Genomic DNA, 18,247 nt, shown 5'->3' with positions numbered 1-18,247 from the left:
GAGGAAGCACCTTGCGCACCAAGGTAAGTCATCGTTCGTTCGGCACCGTGGCGGTAGCCGGGGCACTGGTCGCCCTCATGGCGACGTCGTGCGATGCCACGGAGACCGTTCGAGCCGAGCCCTCCGCCGAGGCCGGGCAGCGGGCACAGGTCACCGCAGCCTTGCAACAGTTGATCATCGGAGACCGCCTGCCCGGGGCGCAGATCGTGGTCACCGATCGCAGCGGGGTCTGGACGGGGACGGCCGGAGCAGGCGACCTCGCGCACGGCACCCCCTTCCAGGACGACGCCCGAGTGCGGATCGGCAGCAACACCAAAACCTATGTGGCGACGGTCGTGCTGCAATTGGTGGCCGAGGGCAAGGTCGAGTTGGACGCGCCGGTGGAACGGTATCTCCCGGGCGTCGTGCAGGGGCCGGGCATCGACGGGAATCGGATCACGGTCCGAAATCTGTTGCAGCACACCAGCGGTCTGCCGGAGTACGCGGCCGAGTTCGGGGCGCCGCCGAAGCCGGGGCAGATCGCCTCGCCCTCCGAGGATGCGCGTTGGGGGACAAAGGATATCGCCGAGATCGTCCGCAACGTGCTGACCGCGCCCGCCGATTTCGAACCCGGCGCCCAGTGGGCGTACTCCAACACCAACTACGCACTGGCGGGGATGATCATCGAGAAGATCACCGGAGAGTCGGTCGGCGCGGCGATCACCCACCGCATCATCGAGCCACTCGGCCTGCGCGACACCTACTTTCCGGAACCCGGCGAAACCGAGATCCGCGGTCCCCATCCCGTCGGCTACCTGCAGTCGGGTGGCGAGCTGGTCGATTACACCCGCCAGAACGTGTCGTACGCCGGTGCGGCGGGCGCGATGGTCGCAACCGGCGCGGACCTCAACCGGTTCTTCGTCGCGCTGCTCGACGGCGAACTGTTGCCCCCCGCTCAGCTCGCCGAAATGAAACAGACTGTCCCGCTGCCTGTTCCGGGTAAGCAGGGCTATGGACTCGGCCTCATGTATCGCCAACTGCCCTGCGGCGCAGACAGTTGGGGCCACGGCGGCGACATCGACGGCTTCGAAACCCGAGGCGGTGTCACCAGCGACGGGCGCGCGGTCACGGTGACCGTCAACCAGGTGCCCGAGTCAGGGGAAGCCACTCGCAACGTCAATCGGGTTGTCGACACCGCACTCTGCGCGACGCCATAAAATCTGCGCTAGGGCGTGATCATGCCAACCGCGCGGCCTCGGCACTCATCAGCTCCCGCGACTCTTCCGGCGTCTCCGCCTGCACCGCCAGCCGGTCCATCACTTCGCGATAGAAGTGGAGGTCCTCGCGGCGATCCAGGTAGAGCGCGGTCGTCAGCTGCTCCAGGTAGACGATGTCGGGCAGTTCGCGCTCGGCGAAGCGCAGCATCGTGAACGAGCTGCCCGCCGCCGCGTGCGCGCCGGACCGATAGGACAGCACCTGGATTGTCACACCGGGCCTGGTCGACATCTCCACGAGATGTTCGATCTGCTCGCGCTGCACCCTCGTCCCGCCGACCGGTCGGTGCAGCACGGCCTCGTCCAGTACCGCCCACAGCATCGGCCCGCTCCCCGAATCCAGGATTCGCTGGCGCTTGGTCCGCAGTTCCACCCGTCGGGCGGAGTTGACGTCGATGTTCGGGTGCTGGCCACCCTGTGCGGCTTGGGCGTTCTCGTGGCCCACCGCGACGAGGGCGGTGGCGTAGTCCTCGGTCTGCAGCAACCCGGGCACGAGTTGGCCCTCGAACGTTCTGATCGTGCGCGCCGCGCCTTCCAGACCGATGTAGGTCTCGAACCATTGCGGCAGCAGATCGTTGTATCGGTGCCACCAGCCCGGCTCGTTGGCCTTGCGGGCCAGATCCAGGAACGTCGCCCGCTTCTCGGGATCGGTGACCCCGTACAGGGTCAGCAGATCGACGATGTCGCGTTCCTTGAAGCCGGTCCGCCCGAGTTCGAGCCGGCTGATCTTGGCGTACGAGCCCCGGATGTGCTCGCCCGCGACCTGCGGCGTGATGCCGCAAGCCTCACGCAACTTGCGCAGCTGGCCGCCGACCGCGATGCGCAGTGCGGTCGGACCACGGTCGGCGACACTTGGCTCGACGCCGACCCAGCCGGGCTGTCCGACCATAAGCTTCTACTCCGATACTGGGAGACCTCCGACGGGAACCATCCAACGTCGCATCGTGAACTTCACCGCGTCTGCTTTTGATGGTATCGCGCTGATACGACAGATTAATCTATCTTTTGACGGACCCGCCGGATATCGGGGTCGGCAACTGGCCCCAGGTCGGTGTTTTCGGGGCGTCGAGACCCCCGCCATGGCTCGGTGCTCTTGCTCAGGCGCCGGCAACCAGATTCGGCAGCGACACCGGCTCGATCGAATCCCAGCGCATGCGCCGACCTGGTCGGACGAGGGCGGGTACGGCGCCGAATCCATCGAAACCCCTTGGGGCATAGACGTGTTCGGCGCGACAAGCCTCGGACGGAGGCCAGTTCGGTATCGGCGCGATGAGCGCGTAAGCCGCGCGCTAGGTGAATTGCGAGGTCGTGATCACGCCTTCGACACCCGCAGGCTGCGTCACCCTGGTCGGCAGCGAGGGCACCGCATTGTTGCTGTAGCGGTGTTTCACGATCGCCGCCGCGGAATCCTCGCCCGGCTCGGGATGCCACGGCCGGGCGGACAGCTTTTCCAGCACACAGATCAGCAGCATCTGCCGGGTGCGGGTGACCGGATGGCAGTTCGTGGCCGGCTGGCCGTATCCCTCCCCGCCGCGATCTTCCGGCGAAACGGTCTCGGTGAGTACCCAGTACAGCTCCGGCCCGAGCAGGACCGACTCGCCTCTGCTGTCGTTGAACCAGCGGACCGAGTACTCGATCAGCAGGTCTGCGATCGGCCCGCTCTGCTGCAGGGCATCGACGAAGCGCGGCAAGCCCCCACTACCTTCGGCGTTGCGCTGGATGAGCGTCGCGATCTTGTCGGCGACCTCGCGTAGCTGGGTGATGTCATGGTCCGGCCACTGCGGCAGGGTCATAATTCTCCTAAGACGTACGGCGGCGGTATTGCGAGTCCCGGTTCGACCCATGCCACGTCGGCGCCCAGAATTCAGCATTCACGCGCCGGTTGTCAATGGCGCATCAATAGCTGCTAGAGCTGTTCACCCTGCTCACGACGCCGATCCTCGTCGTTCTGCCGTTCGGCTTCCTGCTGGCGGGCTTCGGCCCGCTGCTGTTCGGCCCGCTCCCGCAATTTCTGCAGAAACGCCTCGTCAGCCGCCGGATCCTGCGCGACATAACGGCCGGGCCGGTCGTACTCGGTGTAGCCGGTCGTCGAGCGCGGACGCGACTCGTGCAGCGGGCGGCCCACGAACAACCAGAGCAGCGCGCCCACGGTGGGCAGCAGGATCACAACGATCAGCCAGCCCAGTTTGGGCAGGTGCCGAATGCCCGCGTCGGGGCAGGTGATGATGTCGATCAGACAGTAGATCCACAGCGCGAGCGTCAGCAGACCCAGAATCGCGTAGGGCATCGGTACCTCCTCGTACGCCAGCCGACGACCTGTCCGTGCGGTGATTCGCGGCGAATCTCCCCCAACCGGCCCGGGCACGCGCTACCCGAAACTGGCACATCTCAATAGAAATCGGCGGCACGATAGAACCCCCGTGGCCGCGACATCGCACCTTATCGGACAACCGAACAGTTCTCCACCCGAGTTTCCGGCACACCGGCGGGCGTCGGTCAGGTTCCTTTGCGGAGGTGCGCGGTGATCAACTGGCCGGTCTCCGGCTGGACGGCTCCTTCCCCGGCCGGGAGGCCGAGGGCGGCCGAGAGGTCCCGGCCGTAGAGGTCCACGGCGGACTCGGCCAGTGCGCAGAATCTGTCGATGGCGGCGCGGCCGCGGCGGCCACCTACCAGCGCGATGGTCGTCGCGAGCAAGGCCGACGGCCACCACCACACGGCGAGCAGCAGGTACGGAATCGACCATGCCGCAAGGCGAGTGGCGGCGTCGTAGCGGGCCCGCGCGGAACGGATCTCGCTACGCGTCTCGCTCGGGACGATGAGCCACAGCCGTGGCCAGGCAGAGTCGAGGTCCAAACCGTAGTGGTGCAGCACGCGGTCGTCGGTGGAGCGGATGCGGTCGCCGATCCAGGTGGGGTGGCGCGGTTCGGTCAGCGATATCCGGTTCCGTAAGGCGTTCAGGCGCGCGGTGTCCTCGGTGCCGAGGAAACCCGGCGGGCGTTGGCCTGCTTGACCGCGGGCGGTATTGCGCCAGGCCAGGTCGAGGGCGCGGCCCGCGGCGATCCAGCGCCGCGCCCGCCAGCGGGTGAGCAGTCTGCCGAAGCCGCGCAGCGGCGCGGGCCACAGCTGCGACCACAGCTGGTGGGTCACTCCGGCGAGCATCTGCACCACCAGACCGCTTCCCATGGCGGCCACCAGCACGGCGACAGCGGTCAACAGCACGATCCCGGGTGTCTGCGCGCCGGGATGCCGGGCCAGCGTGTCCAGTTCGCGAACGAGGACGGGCAGTTCGTACCAGCGGCGGTGGCCGAGCGCGGTGCCCGCTACGGCCAGTGTCACGAAGAGTAGTCCGGTGGGCACCGTTGCGAGCAAAGCCTGAGGTTCCGGTCCGTCGCCGGTGCTCGACATGGCGCCTCCAAAGAATCGCGTGTAGCCAATCGGCCTCGGCTACCTGCTGTCGCCAATTAGCCTCAACGACATCACGTTTGAAGGTACCGCCGAACCCGGGCCGCCGTCGCGGTTCGAACAGCACCTCTAGACAGTGGGTGAAAGACCTTGCGCGACAACGCGAACAGACCGGACATGGACAACTTACGCACCGCCATGGAACTTGCGCCCGGGCAACTCGGTGACGAACTGCGCACGATCGCGAACGGACCGCCCGGTCCCGACCTCGATGCGCTGCTGGCGATCTGGGACGGCGAGCCGCTGAATATCACCGGCACCGAGCACGGTCGGGCGCTGAGCGAGTTCAACGCGCTCATCTGTGGCGATCCGCAGGTCCATCTGCATATCTGTGCGCCCATGCGCGATACGAGCGGGCATTCCGCGATCACCGAAGCGGCAAAGCTGTTCGCGCAATACGAACAGACCGGTCGGCTGAAGCTGCTCGAACGAGCCGCCGACGTGTTCGCCACTCCCCTGTGTGCGACGGCGCAGCCCGAACTCCGTAGCGCGGCGGAGAACGGTTTAGGGCTCACCGAGTGGGCGCGATTCGAACGGTTCGGCGCCCGCGACGATATCGATCATGCGATCGAATTGTTCCGTCAGGCCTTGGATCACGCGCCGGCGGGCCATTCGATGCTGCCCGCCCTCTCGGCGAATCTGGCGGGGGCCCTGTTGTCCCGATGGCGCTGCGCCGGCGAGCCGGTCGACCTCGACGACGGCATCCACGCCGGCCGGGCCGCGCTGCAGGGCACGCCCGCCGACCATGAGCTCCGCGGATCTCGGCTCAACTCACTGGCCGGTGCGTTGCTCGGCAAAGCCGTCGCGACCGGTGATGCTTCGATACTGCGGGAATCGGTCGAGTTACTTCGAGAAGCGCTCGCGCACGGCGAACGCAGCGGGGCGCCGGTTCCGGGAGCCGCATCCTCGCTCGCCGATGCGCTACGGCTACAGCATATTTGGGGAGACGCCGACGCCTCGGTATTGGACGAGGCGACCCTGCTGGCGAAACAAGCGGTGGCGGAGCTGCCGCACGGTGTCCGAGCCAGGTCTCATCCGCTGTGGGCGCGGTACCACATCAACCTGGCGTTACTGCTCCTGCAACGGTTTCGGGAGTTGTCCGATCCGACCGATCTCGCGGAGGCTGCCACCGCGATACGGTGGGCCCGCATCACCTCGCGGGCGAATGCCCATCCGGCGGAGCGACGCCTCGTTCATGCCGAGGTCGAGCGTGCCCGCTTCCTGCACCGCTGGGGTATTCCGGACGATCAACTGGAGCAACACCGGCTGGCCGACGATCTGCCGCGGCGCGCACACCGAGAGCTGAAGCGGCTCAGGCATTTCGCTGAACGAGCCGCCGCAGCCGCACCGCCCGGTCACGTGTTGCATTCGCGTGCTCGGGCGACGGTCGCGGCCGCGTATTCGCTGCGGACCACGCTCACCGGTTCCGCCGCCGACGATGCCACACGCCGATGGCAGCAGATCGCGGGCGACTCGACCGTCTCGGTGCCCGAACGAGTCGCTGCCGCACGTCAATTGACCGTCCCCGGCGTTACCGTCTCGGCTGCCACCAGCAGGCTCGTGCACCAAACATTCGACATGGCGGTGGATCTGTTACCCCAGTTCGCCGCGCGCACTCTGCCGATGACCGACCGTGCGCGACTGCTCGCCGACTTCACCGGACTGACTCGTGACGCCGCCGCGTGCGCGCTCAGAGTCGGTCCACCCGACCCGCAGCACGCGCTGCGCATACTGGAGCACGGCCACGGCATACTGCACCGCCACAGCATCGAACTCGCGAAGCGCGAACCCCGGTTGGCCCAACGCTTCGACGAACTCAGCCACGTGCTGAATCAACCTGAAACAGCTGGCTTTTCCGCGCCACAGCTCTTCATCAGGGCGTCGCCGGGAGCTCCCACCGGCGAGCAACGCCGGCACGCCGCACAGGAATGGCATCGACTGATCGCCGAAATCCGTCAGATACCCGGACTTCACACCTTCCTGAAACCCCCTGATGTCTCTGAATTACTCTCCGCAGCACCGAAAACGAGCCCCACCATCGTCGTGAACGTCAGCGGACTCGGCTCGGACGCGTTGATCATCGAGCACGCCGCCCTACGCACGATCACACTCCCCGACCTATCGGAAACAGAGCTGACCGCCCGCACCGCCCAATTCCGCACCGCCGTAACAAATTCCACCGATCCCCGCCTGTCGTCCGCCCAACAATCAGCAGCGCAGCAATCGATCACCGAGACCCTCAGCTGGTTATGGACAGTGCTCTCCGAGCCCATCCTGCATGAACTAGGTCTACTCGCCGCTCCCCCNCCCCAACACCTCCCCCACCTGTGCTGGATCCGCACCGGCCCACTTACCCATCTCCCCCTCGATGCGGCAGGCCACCCCGGCGCCACCGTCCGCAGCCGAGCCGCCTCCTCCTACGCCACAACCGTCAGCGAGCTGGTCCACGCACCCTCCCGGGACCACCACCTCGGCGGCTGACCCACGAACTGTCGCCGTCTCTTCGGCAACGCACTTCAACGCGTTGTGGGCATGGGTTACTGCGGTACGCGAACTTCAGATCTCGAGTGCCCTTGCGGATGCAGAGAAATCGGAGCGCGCGGCATGTGGTCCGGCGGGCTGAACACGAAACGGATGACAGCTCAACGGGATCGAGTATGGCGGACTGCACCGATAGGCTGGCGATGAGTTCGGCTGCTGGAGCCGAAGACGAGAGCACGAGGTAGGCCGACCCTTGGCGAAGCAGACGACTGAAGCGACGATTCCTGAGCCGAGTCGGCGAGGCGGCGTGGCGGACAGGGTGCCGCGCCGATGGCGGATCGTCTGGGTGCTCACGGTCGCCGCGCTGTCGACGGCGGGCTTGGCGGCAATGCCCGCGATCCACGTGTCGAACCGCTTCTATCGGTTTGAGGCAGTCCCGGTTTGGGTTCCGCTGGTGTGCTGGATCGCGACGGCAGCGCTGTTCGTCCGCGCACCGCGTATGGGTTGGCGCAGGCGAACCTGGCTGGTGCCCGCCGCCGTCCTGGCGCTCGCGGCGGTGCCCCTGGTACCGCTGGCGATGTTGTACGTAGCCTTCGGTTCGGATGAACAGAAGATCGTGGCCGTCGAGGTGAGCGCAGACGGTCGCCACGAAGCCGTCACCCACTACGTGAACGCCATGATCGACACCCTGTGCGCCGTCCGGCTGCGGGAGCGCGGCGGCCTCTTCAGCAGGCAGACCAGTGTGTGGACGGCGCCTGAAGGTCAGCGATGTCCGACGCAGGTGTCCTTCCCGGGAAACGACACGATCAGCATCATCGATGCGCGCGGCCGGGAAATCACGGCACACTTCGACGCCGACCGGATGCAGGTAGCGCCGCTGCTTCGACCGCCGTCGTGACTGATAATCGGTGTGCGGTTAGTCGAATTTGCCCCTGCCGCTACGGTCGCCAGATGTAGCGAATGTCCGGCTCGCGCTCCTCATTGCGCCTGCCGTCCGTACGAGCTGTCTCGACAAACCCGTGCCGAATATAGAACCGGCGCGCCGGTTCGTTGACCTGGAAAGTCCACAGCGCCAAACCATTCGGCCTCCGCCGCTTCGCCAGGTCCATGAACTGGTCGCCGAGCCCACGTCCCCGCCAGGACGGTTCCAGGTACAGCTGCTCCGGATCGTCGTCGGTGAGCACCAGTAGCCCCAGTACCTGTTCGTCACCCGCCGCCACCCATGTCTCGCACTGCGGGACAACAACGTTGGCGAACCAGGAGCGGACGCTGTCGTCATCGTGCGATCGACGCACGGTCGGCAGCGCCGTGGCGAAGGACCGCAGCCACACGTCCGCGATCGTCGAGGCGTCAGCGACCTCGGCACGCCGAAAACGAACATCCATAGGCCGAAATCTAGGCTCAGTCGGCCGAATCGCGCCAGGCGATTCGAACGCCCGCATCCGCCGCTAGGCTTGGCGGAATGTCCGAACCCTACTTCGGCGGCGAGACTGTCGCGTTCCTGACCGGGTTGACCGCGCTTCGGCGGGCCAACGGCGTGCCGCTGGAGGAGGCGTTCGCGGAAGCCGAATCGGCTCGGCGCGCGCTGGTTTCGAAGAACGGGTCCACGTCGATGGGGCGCGGTGAGCTGCTGGCGTTCTTGCGGGAGTTCGACAAATAGCCGACCCGCCCGGCGGCGTTACGGGAGTTCCTGTCCCCCAGCATCGAGCGGAGGCCGTTTATTGCGGGGCGGGGAGATCGGCTCCGAGCGATCTCCGAACAAGTAGTCGCGGAAGGCCCGCAGATAGTCGTCCAGTTCCTGTTGCTCGAGGAACCAGGCACCTGTCGGGTCGTACCACTCGCTCGGAGTCGGGCGCCGCGCGATCACATAGTCGAGGGCTTCGCGCACCATGGCCCCATAGGTCGGCTCCGCGGCCGATCTGTGGCGCTCCATCCAGGTAAGGCTTTGCCATTTCTGATCATCGAATTTGGGTTGGTGCATATAGACCAACGGCACCAATAGGCTTTTGATATGCGGGATTTCGTCCCACCAAGTCGGAGTTGTCCCGGTGACAGGCGTCGGAATGCCGGGGCGTTCGGCCGCCCGGTCGACGCCGCGAGGGCGCCATATCGGTCCGATCGAAAGGTTCCAGGGTGGGTACCACACGCCTCGCCACACCGGGACCCCGAGATTGGGCGGGTTCACCGGAAGTGGCTCTGCCAGTGAGATGTCGACCGTGATGCGGCGCACCGGGGGTAACTCCTTACCAGCGGGAAGGACATCTGCCAGCATCGACAAACAGTCCTGCACGTCGAAGCCGGTCACCCCGACGCCCTGGACGAGCGCACCCCAGTAAACCGAGTCACGCTCCATCTCGAATTCGATCCAGAACCGCCGCACCGTGGGCATCAAAAATCCCCTCCCCCACGAACACTTACCGCCAACTTTTGCTCAATCATGCCGACGCCGACCGGTTCCTACCACTCGATAATCGGATATCAGGGCCGAGGTCGGCTGGCATCGGCCCAGGTGTGGAAAAGCGGGACCGCAACGATCCTGGCAGATTATCTCGCCGGCTGCGAGGTAGTTCCCATCACCGGGCGCTGCCCAGCCCCCGGTCCTCGGCTCCACCAGACAGCATGGTGGTGGTCTCGATGATCTGCCGGAAGCGGCCGTCGGCGGCGAGTTCAGCGAATACCAGCACCTCGAAGGCGACCTCGCCGCCATCGATCTTTCGAACGTGGACCGTATGCCGGTCGGCGTAGCGGTCGCCGCAGATCAGTTCGTCGTGCACCTCGACGCGCCCCTCGGCGATCACACCGCGCAAATGGGTGATGTGCTCGACGAATTCGGCGTGGTCGCTCCAGACGCCGTCGGTTCGCTGGCGGTAGTCGCCGGTGAAGTGCCGCGCGAAAGCGGTGTCGACATCGATCTGCCGATCGAACAGCAGGTCGTTGAGTGCGGTGGTGATGTCGGTGGTGGCGGCGGTCATGGTCACTGTCTCCTTCAACTATTTGCGTGCAGCGTGCACGCTACTGACCGTACCCGAGATGCGTGCTCGATGCACGCTATTGTTGGTGACATGGCGGAACAGGGAACCGGCGCCCAGGTCGCCGAGGCGATCGCGGAATTGCTGCGCAGGCGAACCAGGGAAGGCATCTACGCCGAACTCACCGCGGGCTTGGACCCGGCGGTGGATACCACGACCTATCCGGTGCTCAGCGCGCTGGCCCGCTGGGGACCGCGCAGCGCGGCCGCACTCGCCACCGAAATCGGACTGGATCGATCGGTGACCAGTCGCCATGCGACGCGCTTGGAACAGGCCGAATTAGTCTGGCGCACACCGGATCCCGACGATGCCCGGGCGACCCTGCTCGGACTCACCGATCGCGGTGCGCGGGCGGTCGAGGTGATGCGCGAGCGCCTCGCCGACCGTCTCGACCAGCACCTGGCCGCCTGGCCCGAGGATGAGGCGCGTGCCTTCGCGGCCGCGCTGACCCGATTTGTCGGCGAGAAACCCTTCGGCTGACCCGCTGATCGAGTTGCCCTGTCGGACAGGCGATTCAGCCGCCGCTGTCCGAACGCTCACCCACCGGCTTTCCAGACACTCCGGTGCGCTGCGGGGACCGCGGCGATTCGATCCCGGCCACCGTCAGTGCCACTGTTCGACGAAATAGTCGTCGTAGGGCCAGCAGTCGGCGCCGAGGTCGCGCAGCACACCATGGCGAAAACGCAAGAGGTCCAGCCGTTCTCGCGAGGTGAGGTCGTCGTCGGGAGGTCTGGGATCGTCTTCCCATTGGGCATCGACGTTGTAGTGCAGTTCGCCGCCGACATAGTAGTCACGGCGAAAGCTGGTGCGCCACTGGGAATTCGAGCCCCAGTTGTGCGATAAGTCCTGCACGTCCCGGTAGCAGCGCCAGAAGGTGAAGTACATGCAGGATCGGGCGGCGGCTTGCTGATCCAGGACTGCCGAGCCGGCCCGCACGGTGACACCGGAACGGACCAGCAGCAAGTTTCCGACGAACGCGCCGGGCCAATATTGGTCGACGATCGTGGGCGGTTCGTGCGGGTCGTCGGACACGACAACGTCGACGATTTCGTGGAAGAACGGGTGAAACTCCCCCTCGGTGATCGAGGTTGCTCCGGCCAATTCGGTGAACTCGGCCCAGGCGGACTGCGAAGCTCCCGAATACGCGGTCGCCAGATAATGCGGCTGAAGCGGCACAAGAAGCATGTCCACCAACCGGTTCACCGCATACAGGCCCCACCGCTGTTCCGCGGACAACTCCAGGCGATGCCCGCCTCGCATACCGTATTCGTGGAGTTCGGCAATCATCTGCGGACGCTCGGCGAACCACGGCCCGAACTGCGCGGCACCCCACCCCGCAGGCTCGTCCAGCAACGCCTCGAACAGCGCTCTGACTTCCCACAATCCGCTGTCGGACACCAGCCGAGCCTACAAGATTGCACCCGACCACGATCCAGGCACGGACCCGCCTTGCATCGGCGGCCGACCGCATCCGGCCAGGCTGAGGACCTTCGGTTTCGCCACTGGTATCGCAGCCACTGTGCAGGGCGAATTGCGTGCACGGCTGCGAGATTCCCACCTCCGCCCTGATCAGCGACTCGGCAAGACTTCAGCCAGGAACGCGGACACGTCGGCACGGGCGTGCGGCAAGAGCGTGAAGTGGGTTGCCGATGGGTAGAACCGCAATTGGCTGTCGGCACCGCCCTGCTGGAGTTGTTGCTGGAGTAGCACCGTCGTCGGCATCGGCTGCACCGTGTCGGCGCCGCCCTGTAGCAGCAGCAGTGGCCGGTGATAGCCGGTGGTGGGTGCACCCATGTAGTCGCGGAGCGCGGCGGTCACCGCCGGATCGGTCAGGGGTTTGCTGAACAGTTCACCGACGGGGCGGCCCTTGACAGCGGTAGTCGCCGACTCCAGGCATCCTTCACCGGCGGCCGCGAGAGCGAGCACCTGCTTCCCACGCTCGCTCGGGTGATCGGTGGCCGCCAGCTCCGGCCGTGCGTGCTGGAGGCCCGCCATGATCATCAAGACGCGGACCTGCAGTCCGGCGGGCAGCGGCGCGGCCAGGTCGGGTCCGGAGAGCAGGGTGATCAGATCTTCGTAATTACTGGTCGGAGCGAAGGCAGCGGTTCCGCGCAAATCGAGTTCCGGGGCGTAGCTCGACGACAGGTTCGCCGCGAGCAGCGCCGCGTGCCCGCCGATGGAATGCCCGGCCAGCGCATACGAATCCGACAGTTCGGGGGCGAGGACTCGACCGGCCCGGACAATGTCGAGCACCGCATGCCCTTCGGCGCGCCCTGCCAAGTATTCGTACTGCCCCGATGCACCCAGCCCGATGTAATCCGTGGCCGCTACCGCGTAACCCTGGGCCAAGAGCGAAGACATCTGCGGTGTCTCATCGTGGTCATCCGCAACCCCACCCATCAGGTTGGGCGCGCACCCTTGCGCCATGCCGCTTGTGCCATGCGCCCACGACACCACCTTCCAACCACCGGGCGGCGTCGTCCCGGTGGGAAGATAGACGTTTCCGCCGCTGACCTGTGGTTCACCGTTCTGACCGGTAGTCCGGTAGACGAGCCGGAAACCCTTGCCCGACGCGGGAATCAGCTCGGCACCGCCCAGCTGCCGGGACGAAACGACGGATCCAGGGTCGTTCGACGGCACCGCCGTCGACATTCCGGTGGCTGTTACCGAACATCCGGCGACCAGCATCGCGACGACCATGCACCGCACGGGGAACTTCATGGAACACCTCTCATGTAATGGGTTGGAAAATAAGGAATTCGGTCTTTCAGCGTCCGGCGGCATAGCCCTGCATTCCGCGCGGGTTGGCCGCCGCCGACAGCACGCCCGTCTCGGGGTCGCGGGCGACGGCGCAAATACGTCCCTCCGACCAAGGGTCGCCCACGGTGATCCGATGACCGCGCCGGAGCAGCTCGGCTCGAACGCCCGGGTCGACGCGCGACTCCATGGTCACACCACCGGGATTCATCGAACGTGGATAGAACGAGCCGGGAAAGCTGTCCTGGTGCCAGTTCGGTGCGTCGATCGCTCCCTGGAGATCCAGGTGGCCGCAACCCTTTCCGTCGCCGCGCGATACCAGTTCCAGGAAGAAGTGCAAGCTCCACTGATCCTGCTGGTCACCACCCGGCGTGCCGAACGCCAGGACGGGCTCGCCGTCACGTAACGCCAGGGTCGGGCTGAGCGTGGTGCGTGGGCGGCGGCCCGGTGCAAGGGAATTCGGCAGCCCCGGCTCCAGCCACGCCATCTGCAGCCGGGTGCCGAGCGGGAAACCCAGTTCGGGCACAACCGGATTCGACTGCAGCCAGCCTCCGCTGGGCGTGGCGGCAACCATGTTGCCCCAGCGATCCACGATGTCGAGATGGCAGGTGTCGCCGCGGGTGGCGCCCGTTACTGCCACGGTAGGTTCCCCGATGCTGATCGAAATACCTTGCGGTGCAGTGGAATCAGCATGGCTACTCACCCGCGGCGGTCGACCGCCCGGGCTGCCGGGCCGCAGCAGATAGGACGCTTCCGGGCCGATCAAGGCACGTCGCTCCGCGTTGTATGTCGGCGACAGCAACGCCTCCAGGCTGATGTCGGAGCCCTCCCCGTACCAGGCCTCCCGATCCGCCATCGCGAGTTTCGATCCCTCGATCAGCGCGTGGTAGTAGTCGGCCGTTCCGTGGTCCAGGCGTTCCGGTAGCAAGGCGAGCTGCTGCAGAAATACGGGCCCCTGGCTCCACAGGCCGGGCTTCGCGATGGTCCAGCCGTTCCAGGTGTATGTGGCCGGATCCTCGTATGTCGCAGCGTAATTCGCCAGATCGTCGCCGGTCAAAGTGCCTGAGTGGCGCTCGCCCGAGGTGTCCATCGTGGGCTGTGCCGCTGCGGAGGCAAGTGCTTCGGCGATGAACCCCTGGCGCCATGCGCGCCTGGCGATATCGATCTGCGTGTCGCGGTCCGCGCTCGCAGCCTCGGCTTCGGCGATCAGCCGCCGCCAGGTCCGGGCCAATACCGGGTTCTTCAGCAATTGCCCGGGGGCAGGCGGCTTTCCGCCTGGTAGATACACTGCGGCCGAAGTGGTCCACTCGGTCTCGAAGAGATCCCGCATCCAGGACACGGTGACCGAGACATCCTCGAGCACGGGGTGTCCATGCTCGGCGTACCAGATAGCGTGTGCCAGTACTTCTGCCAGCCGCTTGGTGCCGTGGTCGCGTAACAGCAGCATCCAGGCGTCGAAGGCGCCGGGTACCGCCGCGGCCAACGGCCCGGTTCCGGGCACCAACTCGAGGCCCAGACCGATGTAATGCTCGATCGTCGCGCCCGCTGGTGTCGGACCTTGCCCGCACAGCACCCGCGGGGTCTGCCCCGCCGGTGCGAGGATGATCGGCACCTCCCCCGCCGGGCCGTTCAGGTGCGGCTCGACCACATGCAGGATGAAGCCCGCAGCTACCGCGGCGTCGAAGGCGTTGCCGCCGTCCTCGAGGATCGCCATCGCGGCCGCCGAGGCGAGCCAGTGCGTGGACGAGACCATGCCGAAGGTGCCCTGCAGGGTGGGACGTGTGGTGAAACTGGTCATCGGTGTGAGTCCATTCAGCGGGTGGTGGCGAGAATTTCGCGGGACGCGCGTTGACCGGATTCGATTGCGCCGTCGATGTATCCGGCCCAGCGGGTCGCTGTTTCGGTGCCGGCCCAGTGCAGCGAGCCGGTCGGGCGGCGCAACTCCGGCCCGAAGCGCGTCAAGGTCGAGGGGGTGGCGAAGGCGCCGTAGCAGCCGCGGCTGAAAGTTTCGGCGGCCCAATCCTGTTCGATGTAGTGGACCGGATTACGGGCCTTGGGGCCGAAATATGCTGCCAGGTCGTCGAGTACCGCGGCGCGGCGTTCCTTCGGCGCCAGGCGAGCGGCGGCTTGGGCATGAGTGGCCTCGAGGAAGCCGACCAGGACCGCGGGGTCGCCGCCGGGTGGACCGGCGTCGAAGACTGTGCCGAGCGGGCGCCGGTCGCTATTGGCTTGTCCGGATAGACCTTTCGCGCGCCAGAACGGCTCGTCATAGACCGCGTTGACCTTGATCGTCCAGCCCATCGGGAGGCGTTGCAGCAGTTGGGCGCGTTCGGCGGGCAGGTCCGGCGTGAACCGGATTCGGTGCACCAGCGGCGGTGGGACCGCGATGATCGCGTGCCGCGCCGTCCATTGCCGCCGCCCGGCCCGGACCCGAATCTTGTTGTCGCTCCAGTCGATTTGTGTCGCCGCGGCACCGAGGACGACCCGGTCGCCCAATTCCTCGGCCATCGCGATCGACAGCCGCTGGGTGCCGCCGACGACCCGGTCCTGCTGCGCGCCGCCGGTCGTGTTGATCAACGAGTCGAGGCCGCCACCCGAGTGGATGTAGAACTGCGCCCACAGTGCCGACATGTCCTCCGGTTCGGCGCACCAGACCGCCTGGGTGATCAGCCGGAAAAAGGCGCGTCCGGTCTCGGTGTGCGAGTGCTTGCGCAACCAGGTATCGAAGGTTTGCGCATCGAGTTCCCCAGCCTGGGGCGCCGTCCACGGTGCCTGCAAGGGTATTCGCCGGGCCGCGCGATCCAGGCGCAGCTGGGTCATCCCGATATCGGCCAGTACCAACGGATTCAGTCGAGGTATCCGCCCCGGGTAGCGGGTGACGCGGCCGCCGAATTCGCCGATCTTGAGGCCGTGGTCGTAGGTCGGATAGGTGGCGAACTCCAGTTCGGTCAGCAATGCCAGCACCCGATCCTGCCCGGGTCCGACCCACATACCGCCGACTTCGACAGACGAGGCACTGCCCGGTATTTCGACAGTGCGGGTGCGGCCGCCGACCCGGTCCCGAGCTTCCAGCACCACGACGTCGAGCCCGGCCGCCGCGAGCGCGCGGGCAGCTGTCAGCCCGGCCGCCCCGGCCCCCACGACGATCACATCTTTGCGATCCGACATTCGCATACACCTAACATCTCAGATACACGGCGTATGTGAATGTAGTCTTGTTGCTGTGACTGTCAAGGGACGACGTGCGGAATACGCCGAAGCCACCCGATCCGCGCTGTTGGAGGCGGGGCGTCGGCTGTTCATGGAACGGCGGTACTCGGAACTGTCCGCCGATGAGATCGCGGGGGCCGCCCGCCTGACGCGCGGCGCCGTATATCACCACTTCAACGGCAAGCAAGGGTTGTTCGAGGCTGTCTTCGAGCAGGTCGAACAGGAACTGACCGAGCGGTTGACCAAGACACTCGGTACGCCGGGCGACCCGTGGGACACCGCGGTCCGGGCCTTGAACGTCTTCCTCGACGAATGCACCGACGTGGCCTACCAGCGCATCGTGCTGCAGCAAGGCCCGATCGCCCTGGGCTGGGACCGCTGGCGTGAGCTCGACGAGCGCCACATGGTCGGCCTCATCGGCGACCTGGTCGACGAGCTGATCCAGGCGGGCGTCTTCCGCCCCCGATCGCCGCACCTGATCGTGCGCGCCATCTACGGACTGCTCACCGAATTGGCTTGGAGCCTAGCCGAATCGGCCGACGAACAGATGCGCCGCGAAGCCGGCCAGATCGCCCTCGGCATGATCGACTCGCTTCGACGCGAAGTCGAATAGCAGGGCTAGGCAAAGTCTTTCGCGTGATCGGTGGCCCACTCAGCGAATCGGCGCGCCAGGCGGCCGGTGATCCGCCGCACCGCCGGGTAGATGGCGGCCGGGACACCGGCCGACTTGTCGCGGCCGTCGACGGGCGTCGCCAGAGTGAACGGTGCAGTTATGGATGAGATTCCCTGGTTCGAGTACGACGAGGACGACCTGGATATCGCGCAACGCGCGTTTGTGGATGTTCTGGCCGTTCGCGCGGGCTCCTGGCAGGTCGATCCGCTCGACACGGTCGTGCTGCCATCCGCACACACCTTCAACAGCCAGCTGATCGTTTATCTGGACATCGGTGACGCGCAGCGCAACCGGGGGATCCTCACGGTGGGCGCCCACTTCGACGGCTCGGTGGTCCGTGGGGGTCAACTTCATAATCAGGACTTCACCATCCAAGAGACGGCGAGTGAGTTCGTCTTCGAAACCACGGGCGACGCAGCGAACCTGGCGAGCAGAACGGCAGAATGGTTCGAGGGAGTCCTCGCGCGCCCCTTGGTTCGCAGTGAATGGCACCACAAGGGAAGGATGTACGCGGTCCGCTACGAGTACACAGATACCGGGCGAGGCGTTTCAGAAGGTTTCGAAGATGCAGCGGCACCCTACCCACTGCGCAAAAGACTGGCCGCCGACCGCGTGATCCGAGGCAAAGGCCGAATCAATCAGCGAGAGCTCGGCCAACCGGACGTGATCGCACATGTTCGAGGTGTCCGCTCGAATCAATAGAGGGGGTGCCAGGTGCGGATGAGTCGACAGCCGAGCTAGCCAGTCCAAAGATGGTCGTCCACCCACGTGATACTGCCGGCATGGGAAATCTGAGGATTCGGGCGGCTGGCCCTGGAGATCTGTTGTCCATCTTGGCAATCCACGATCAGCTCGCTTCGTGTGGTGCTACTGATCTTCAGCTACGCACCTGGGCGCGTATGCAGCGGTCCGAGGACCTCACGGTCTATCTGGCCGAAGTCGACGGCGAGGCCGTGGGGACAGCAACCCAGATGCTGATGTTGAATGTGACGTACGACTGCGCGCCGACCGCATTCATCGAAGCCGTCGTGGTGGCTGTCGAACATCGTCGCAAGGGGATCGCCAGCGCGATCATGAGACGGCTTCTCGATGATGCGCGGGGAGCCGGATGCAACAAGGTGCAGTTGCTCTCCCACAAACGCCATGCCATCGACGGCGCACACCGGCTCTACACCTCGCTGGGATTCGAGCCAGAAGCGGAGGGATTTCGCCGGTACCTCCAGCAAGTGCCGGCGGCAGTTCAAGCTGCCCGGACCACGGCGAGGCAGTCAGCAAGCAGCGAACGCAGCTGAATCACGACACGCCGAACTCGGCAATTGCGGACGCCCTGAGCTGCAACAGTTCTGGTCCACCAGGCCGCTGCGGAGTGGCCGCTCGCTCAG

General features: G+C 66.0%; 18 protein-coding genes. 7 read left to right on the top strand and 11 right to left on the bottom strand.

The genetic code is table 11. The annotated features are described in order from the left end of the window. Positions 1-11: 11 nt before the first annotated feature. Complete coding sequence (locus tag DBO33_RS16135) at positions 12-1,196, top strand: serine hydrolase domain-containing protein (RefSeq protein ID WP_234390868.1); 1,185 nt, start codon at positions 12-14, stop codon at positions 1,194-1,196. A 19-nt stretch (positions 1,197-1,215) separates the two neighbouring features. Here the strand turns inward: DBO33_RS16135 and DBO33_RS16130 are convergent, their stop codons facing one another. From DBO33_RS16130 to DBO33_RS16115, 4 genes are all read right to left on the bottom strand, one after another. Then, positions 1,216-2,142 carry a helix-turn-helix domain-containing protein gene (locus tag DBO33_RS16130; RefSeq protein WP_107655772.1) on the bottom strand — a complete coding sequence of 309 codons (927 nt, stop codon included), beginning with the start codon at positions 2,140-2,142 and terminating at the stop codon, positions 1,216-1,218. Positions 2,143-2,542: 400 nt separating this feature from the next. After that, positions 2,543-3,046: a hypothetical protein gene (locus DBO33_RS16125; protein WP_107655771.1), complete on the bottom strand. Its 504-nt coding sequence runs from the start codon at positions 3,044-3,046 to the stop codon at positions 2,543-2,545. Between the two features lie 113 nt (positions 3,047-3,159). Beyond that, positions 3,160-3,540 carry a PLD nuclease N-terminal domain-containing protein gene (locus DBO33_RS16120; RefSeq protein ID WP_107655770.1) on the bottom strand — a complete coding sequence of 127 codons (381 nt, stop codon included), beginning with the start codon at positions 3,538-3,540 and terminating at the stop codon, positions 3,160-3,162. A gap of 209 nt (positions 3,541-3,749) precedes the next feature. Beyond that, on the bottom strand, positions 3,750-4,658 hold the full coding sequence (locus DBO33_RS16115) for a hypothetical protein (protein WP_107655769.1): 909 nt from the start codon (positions 4,656-4,658) through the stop codon (positions 3,750-3,752). 2,845 nt (positions 4,659-7,503) lie between these two features. On the opposite strand from DBO33_RS16115, the gene DBO33_RS16105 reads away from it, so the two are divergent. Further along, a complete protein-coding gene (locus DBO33_RS16105; RefSeq protein ID WP_107655767.1) occupies positions 7,504-8,094 on the top strand; it encodes a hypothetical protein in 591 nt (196 codons plus the stop codon). A gap of 40 nt (positions 8,095-8,134) precedes the next feature. Here DBO33_RS16105 and DBO33_RS16100 read toward each other — a convergent pair whose 3' ends face one another. Next, positions 8,135-8,581: a GNAT family N-acetyltransferase gene (locus tag DBO33_RS16100; RefSeq protein WP_107655766.1), complete on the bottom strand. Its 447-nt coding sequence runs from the start codon at positions 8,579-8,581 to the stop codon at positions 8,135-8,137. Positions 8,582-8,658: 77 nt separating this feature from the next. Here DBO33_RS16100 and DBO33_RS16095 point away from each other — a divergent pair, with 77 nt between their 5' ends. Further along, on the top strand, positions 8,659-8,856 hold the full coding sequence (locus DBO33_RS16095; RefSeq protein ID WP_107655765.1) for a hypothetical protein: 198 nt from the start codon (positions 8,659-8,661) through the stop codon (positions 8,854-8,856). A gap of 18 nt (positions 8,857-8,874) precedes the next feature. Here DBO33_RS16095 and DBO33_RS16090 read toward each other — a convergent pair whose 3' ends face one another. Then, positions 8,875-9,585, bottom strand: a complete 711-nt coding sequence (locus DBO33_RS16090) for a hypothetical protein (RefSeq protein ID WP_107655764.1) — start codon at positions 9,583-9,585, stop codon at positions 8,875-8,877. A 184-nt stretch (positions 9,586-9,769) separates the two neighbouring features. After that, the gene (locus DBO33_RS16085) at positions 9,770-10,168 is read right to left on the bottom strand and encodes a nuclear transport factor 2 family protein (protein WP_107655763.1); all 399 of its coding nucleotides are present in this window, start codon (positions 10,166-10,168) and stop codon (positions 9,770-9,772) included. 90 nt (positions 10,169-10,258) lie between these two features. On the opposite strand from DBO33_RS16085, the gene DBO33_RS16080 reads away from it, so the two are divergent. Beyond that, a complete protein-coding gene (locus DBO33_RS16080; RefSeq protein WP_107655762.1) occupies positions 10,259-10,705 on the top strand; it encodes a MarR family winged helix-turn-helix transcriptional regulator in 447 nt (148 codons plus the stop codon). Between the two features lie 123 nt (positions 10,706-10,828). Here the strand turns inward: DBO33_RS16080 and DBO33_RS16075 are convergent, their stop codons facing one another. The 4 genes from DBO33_RS16075 to DBO33_RS16060 form a co-directional block, all read right to left on the bottom strand. Further along, on the bottom strand, positions 10,829-11,623 hold the full coding sequence (locus tag DBO33_RS16075) for a hypothetical protein (protein ID WP_107655761.1): 795 nt from the start codon (positions 11,621-11,623) through the stop codon (positions 10,829-10,831). Positions 11,624-11,794: 171 nt separating this feature from the next. Continuing rightward, the gene (locus DBO33_RS16070) at positions 11,795-12,946 is read right to left on the bottom strand and encodes an alpha/beta fold hydrolase (RefSeq protein WP_234390867.1); all 1,152 of its coding nucleotides are present in this window, start codon (positions 12,944-12,946) and stop codon (positions 11,795-11,797) included. Positions 12,947-12,992: 46 nt separating this feature from the next. Then, positions 12,993-14,780, bottom strand: a complete 1,788-nt coding sequence (locus DBO33_RS16065) for a gamma-glutamyltransferase family protein (protein WP_107655760.1) — start codon at positions 14,778-14,780, stop codon at positions 12,993-12,995. 14 nt (positions 14,781-14,794) lie between these two features. Beyond that, complete coding sequence (locus DBO33_RS16060) at positions 14,795-16,150, bottom strand: flavin monoamine oxidase family protein (RefSeq protein ID WP_234390866.1); 1,356 nt, start codon at positions 16,148-16,150, stop codon at positions 14,795-14,797. A gap of 55 nt (positions 16,151-16,205) precedes the next feature. On the opposite strand from DBO33_RS16060, the gene DBO33_RS16055 reads away from it, so the two are divergent. The 3 genes from DBO33_RS16055 (at position 16,206) to DBO33_RS16045 (ending at position 18,157) form a co-directional block, all read left to right on the top strand. Then, on the top strand, positions 16,206-16,805 hold the full coding sequence (locus tag DBO33_RS16055) for a TetR/AcrR family transcriptional regulator (protein ID WP_234390865.1): 600 nt from the start codon (positions 16,206-16,208) through the stop codon (positions 16,803-16,805). 159 nt (positions 16,806-16,964) lie between these two features. Next, a complete protein-coding gene (locus DBO33_RS16050; protein ID WP_107655757.1) occupies positions 16,965-17,567 on the top strand; it encodes a hypothetical protein in 603 nt (200 codons plus the stop codon). 122 nt (positions 17,568-17,689) lie between these two features. Next, a complete protein-coding gene (locus DBO33_RS16045; protein WP_159080296.1) occupies positions 17,690-18,157 on the top strand; it encodes a GNAT family N-acetyltransferase in 468 nt (155 codons plus the stop codon). Positions 18,158-18,247 lie beyond the last annotated feature (90 nt).

It is taken from the genome of Nocardia suismassiliense, from assembly GCF_900269665.1.
GTDB lineage: Bacteria > Actinomycetota > Actinomycetes > Mycobacteriales > Mycobacteriaceae > Nocardia > Nocardia suismassiliense.
The sequence above is the reverse complement of the archived record's forward strand: the minus strand, read 5'-3'. Positions and strand labels throughout refer to the sequence as shown.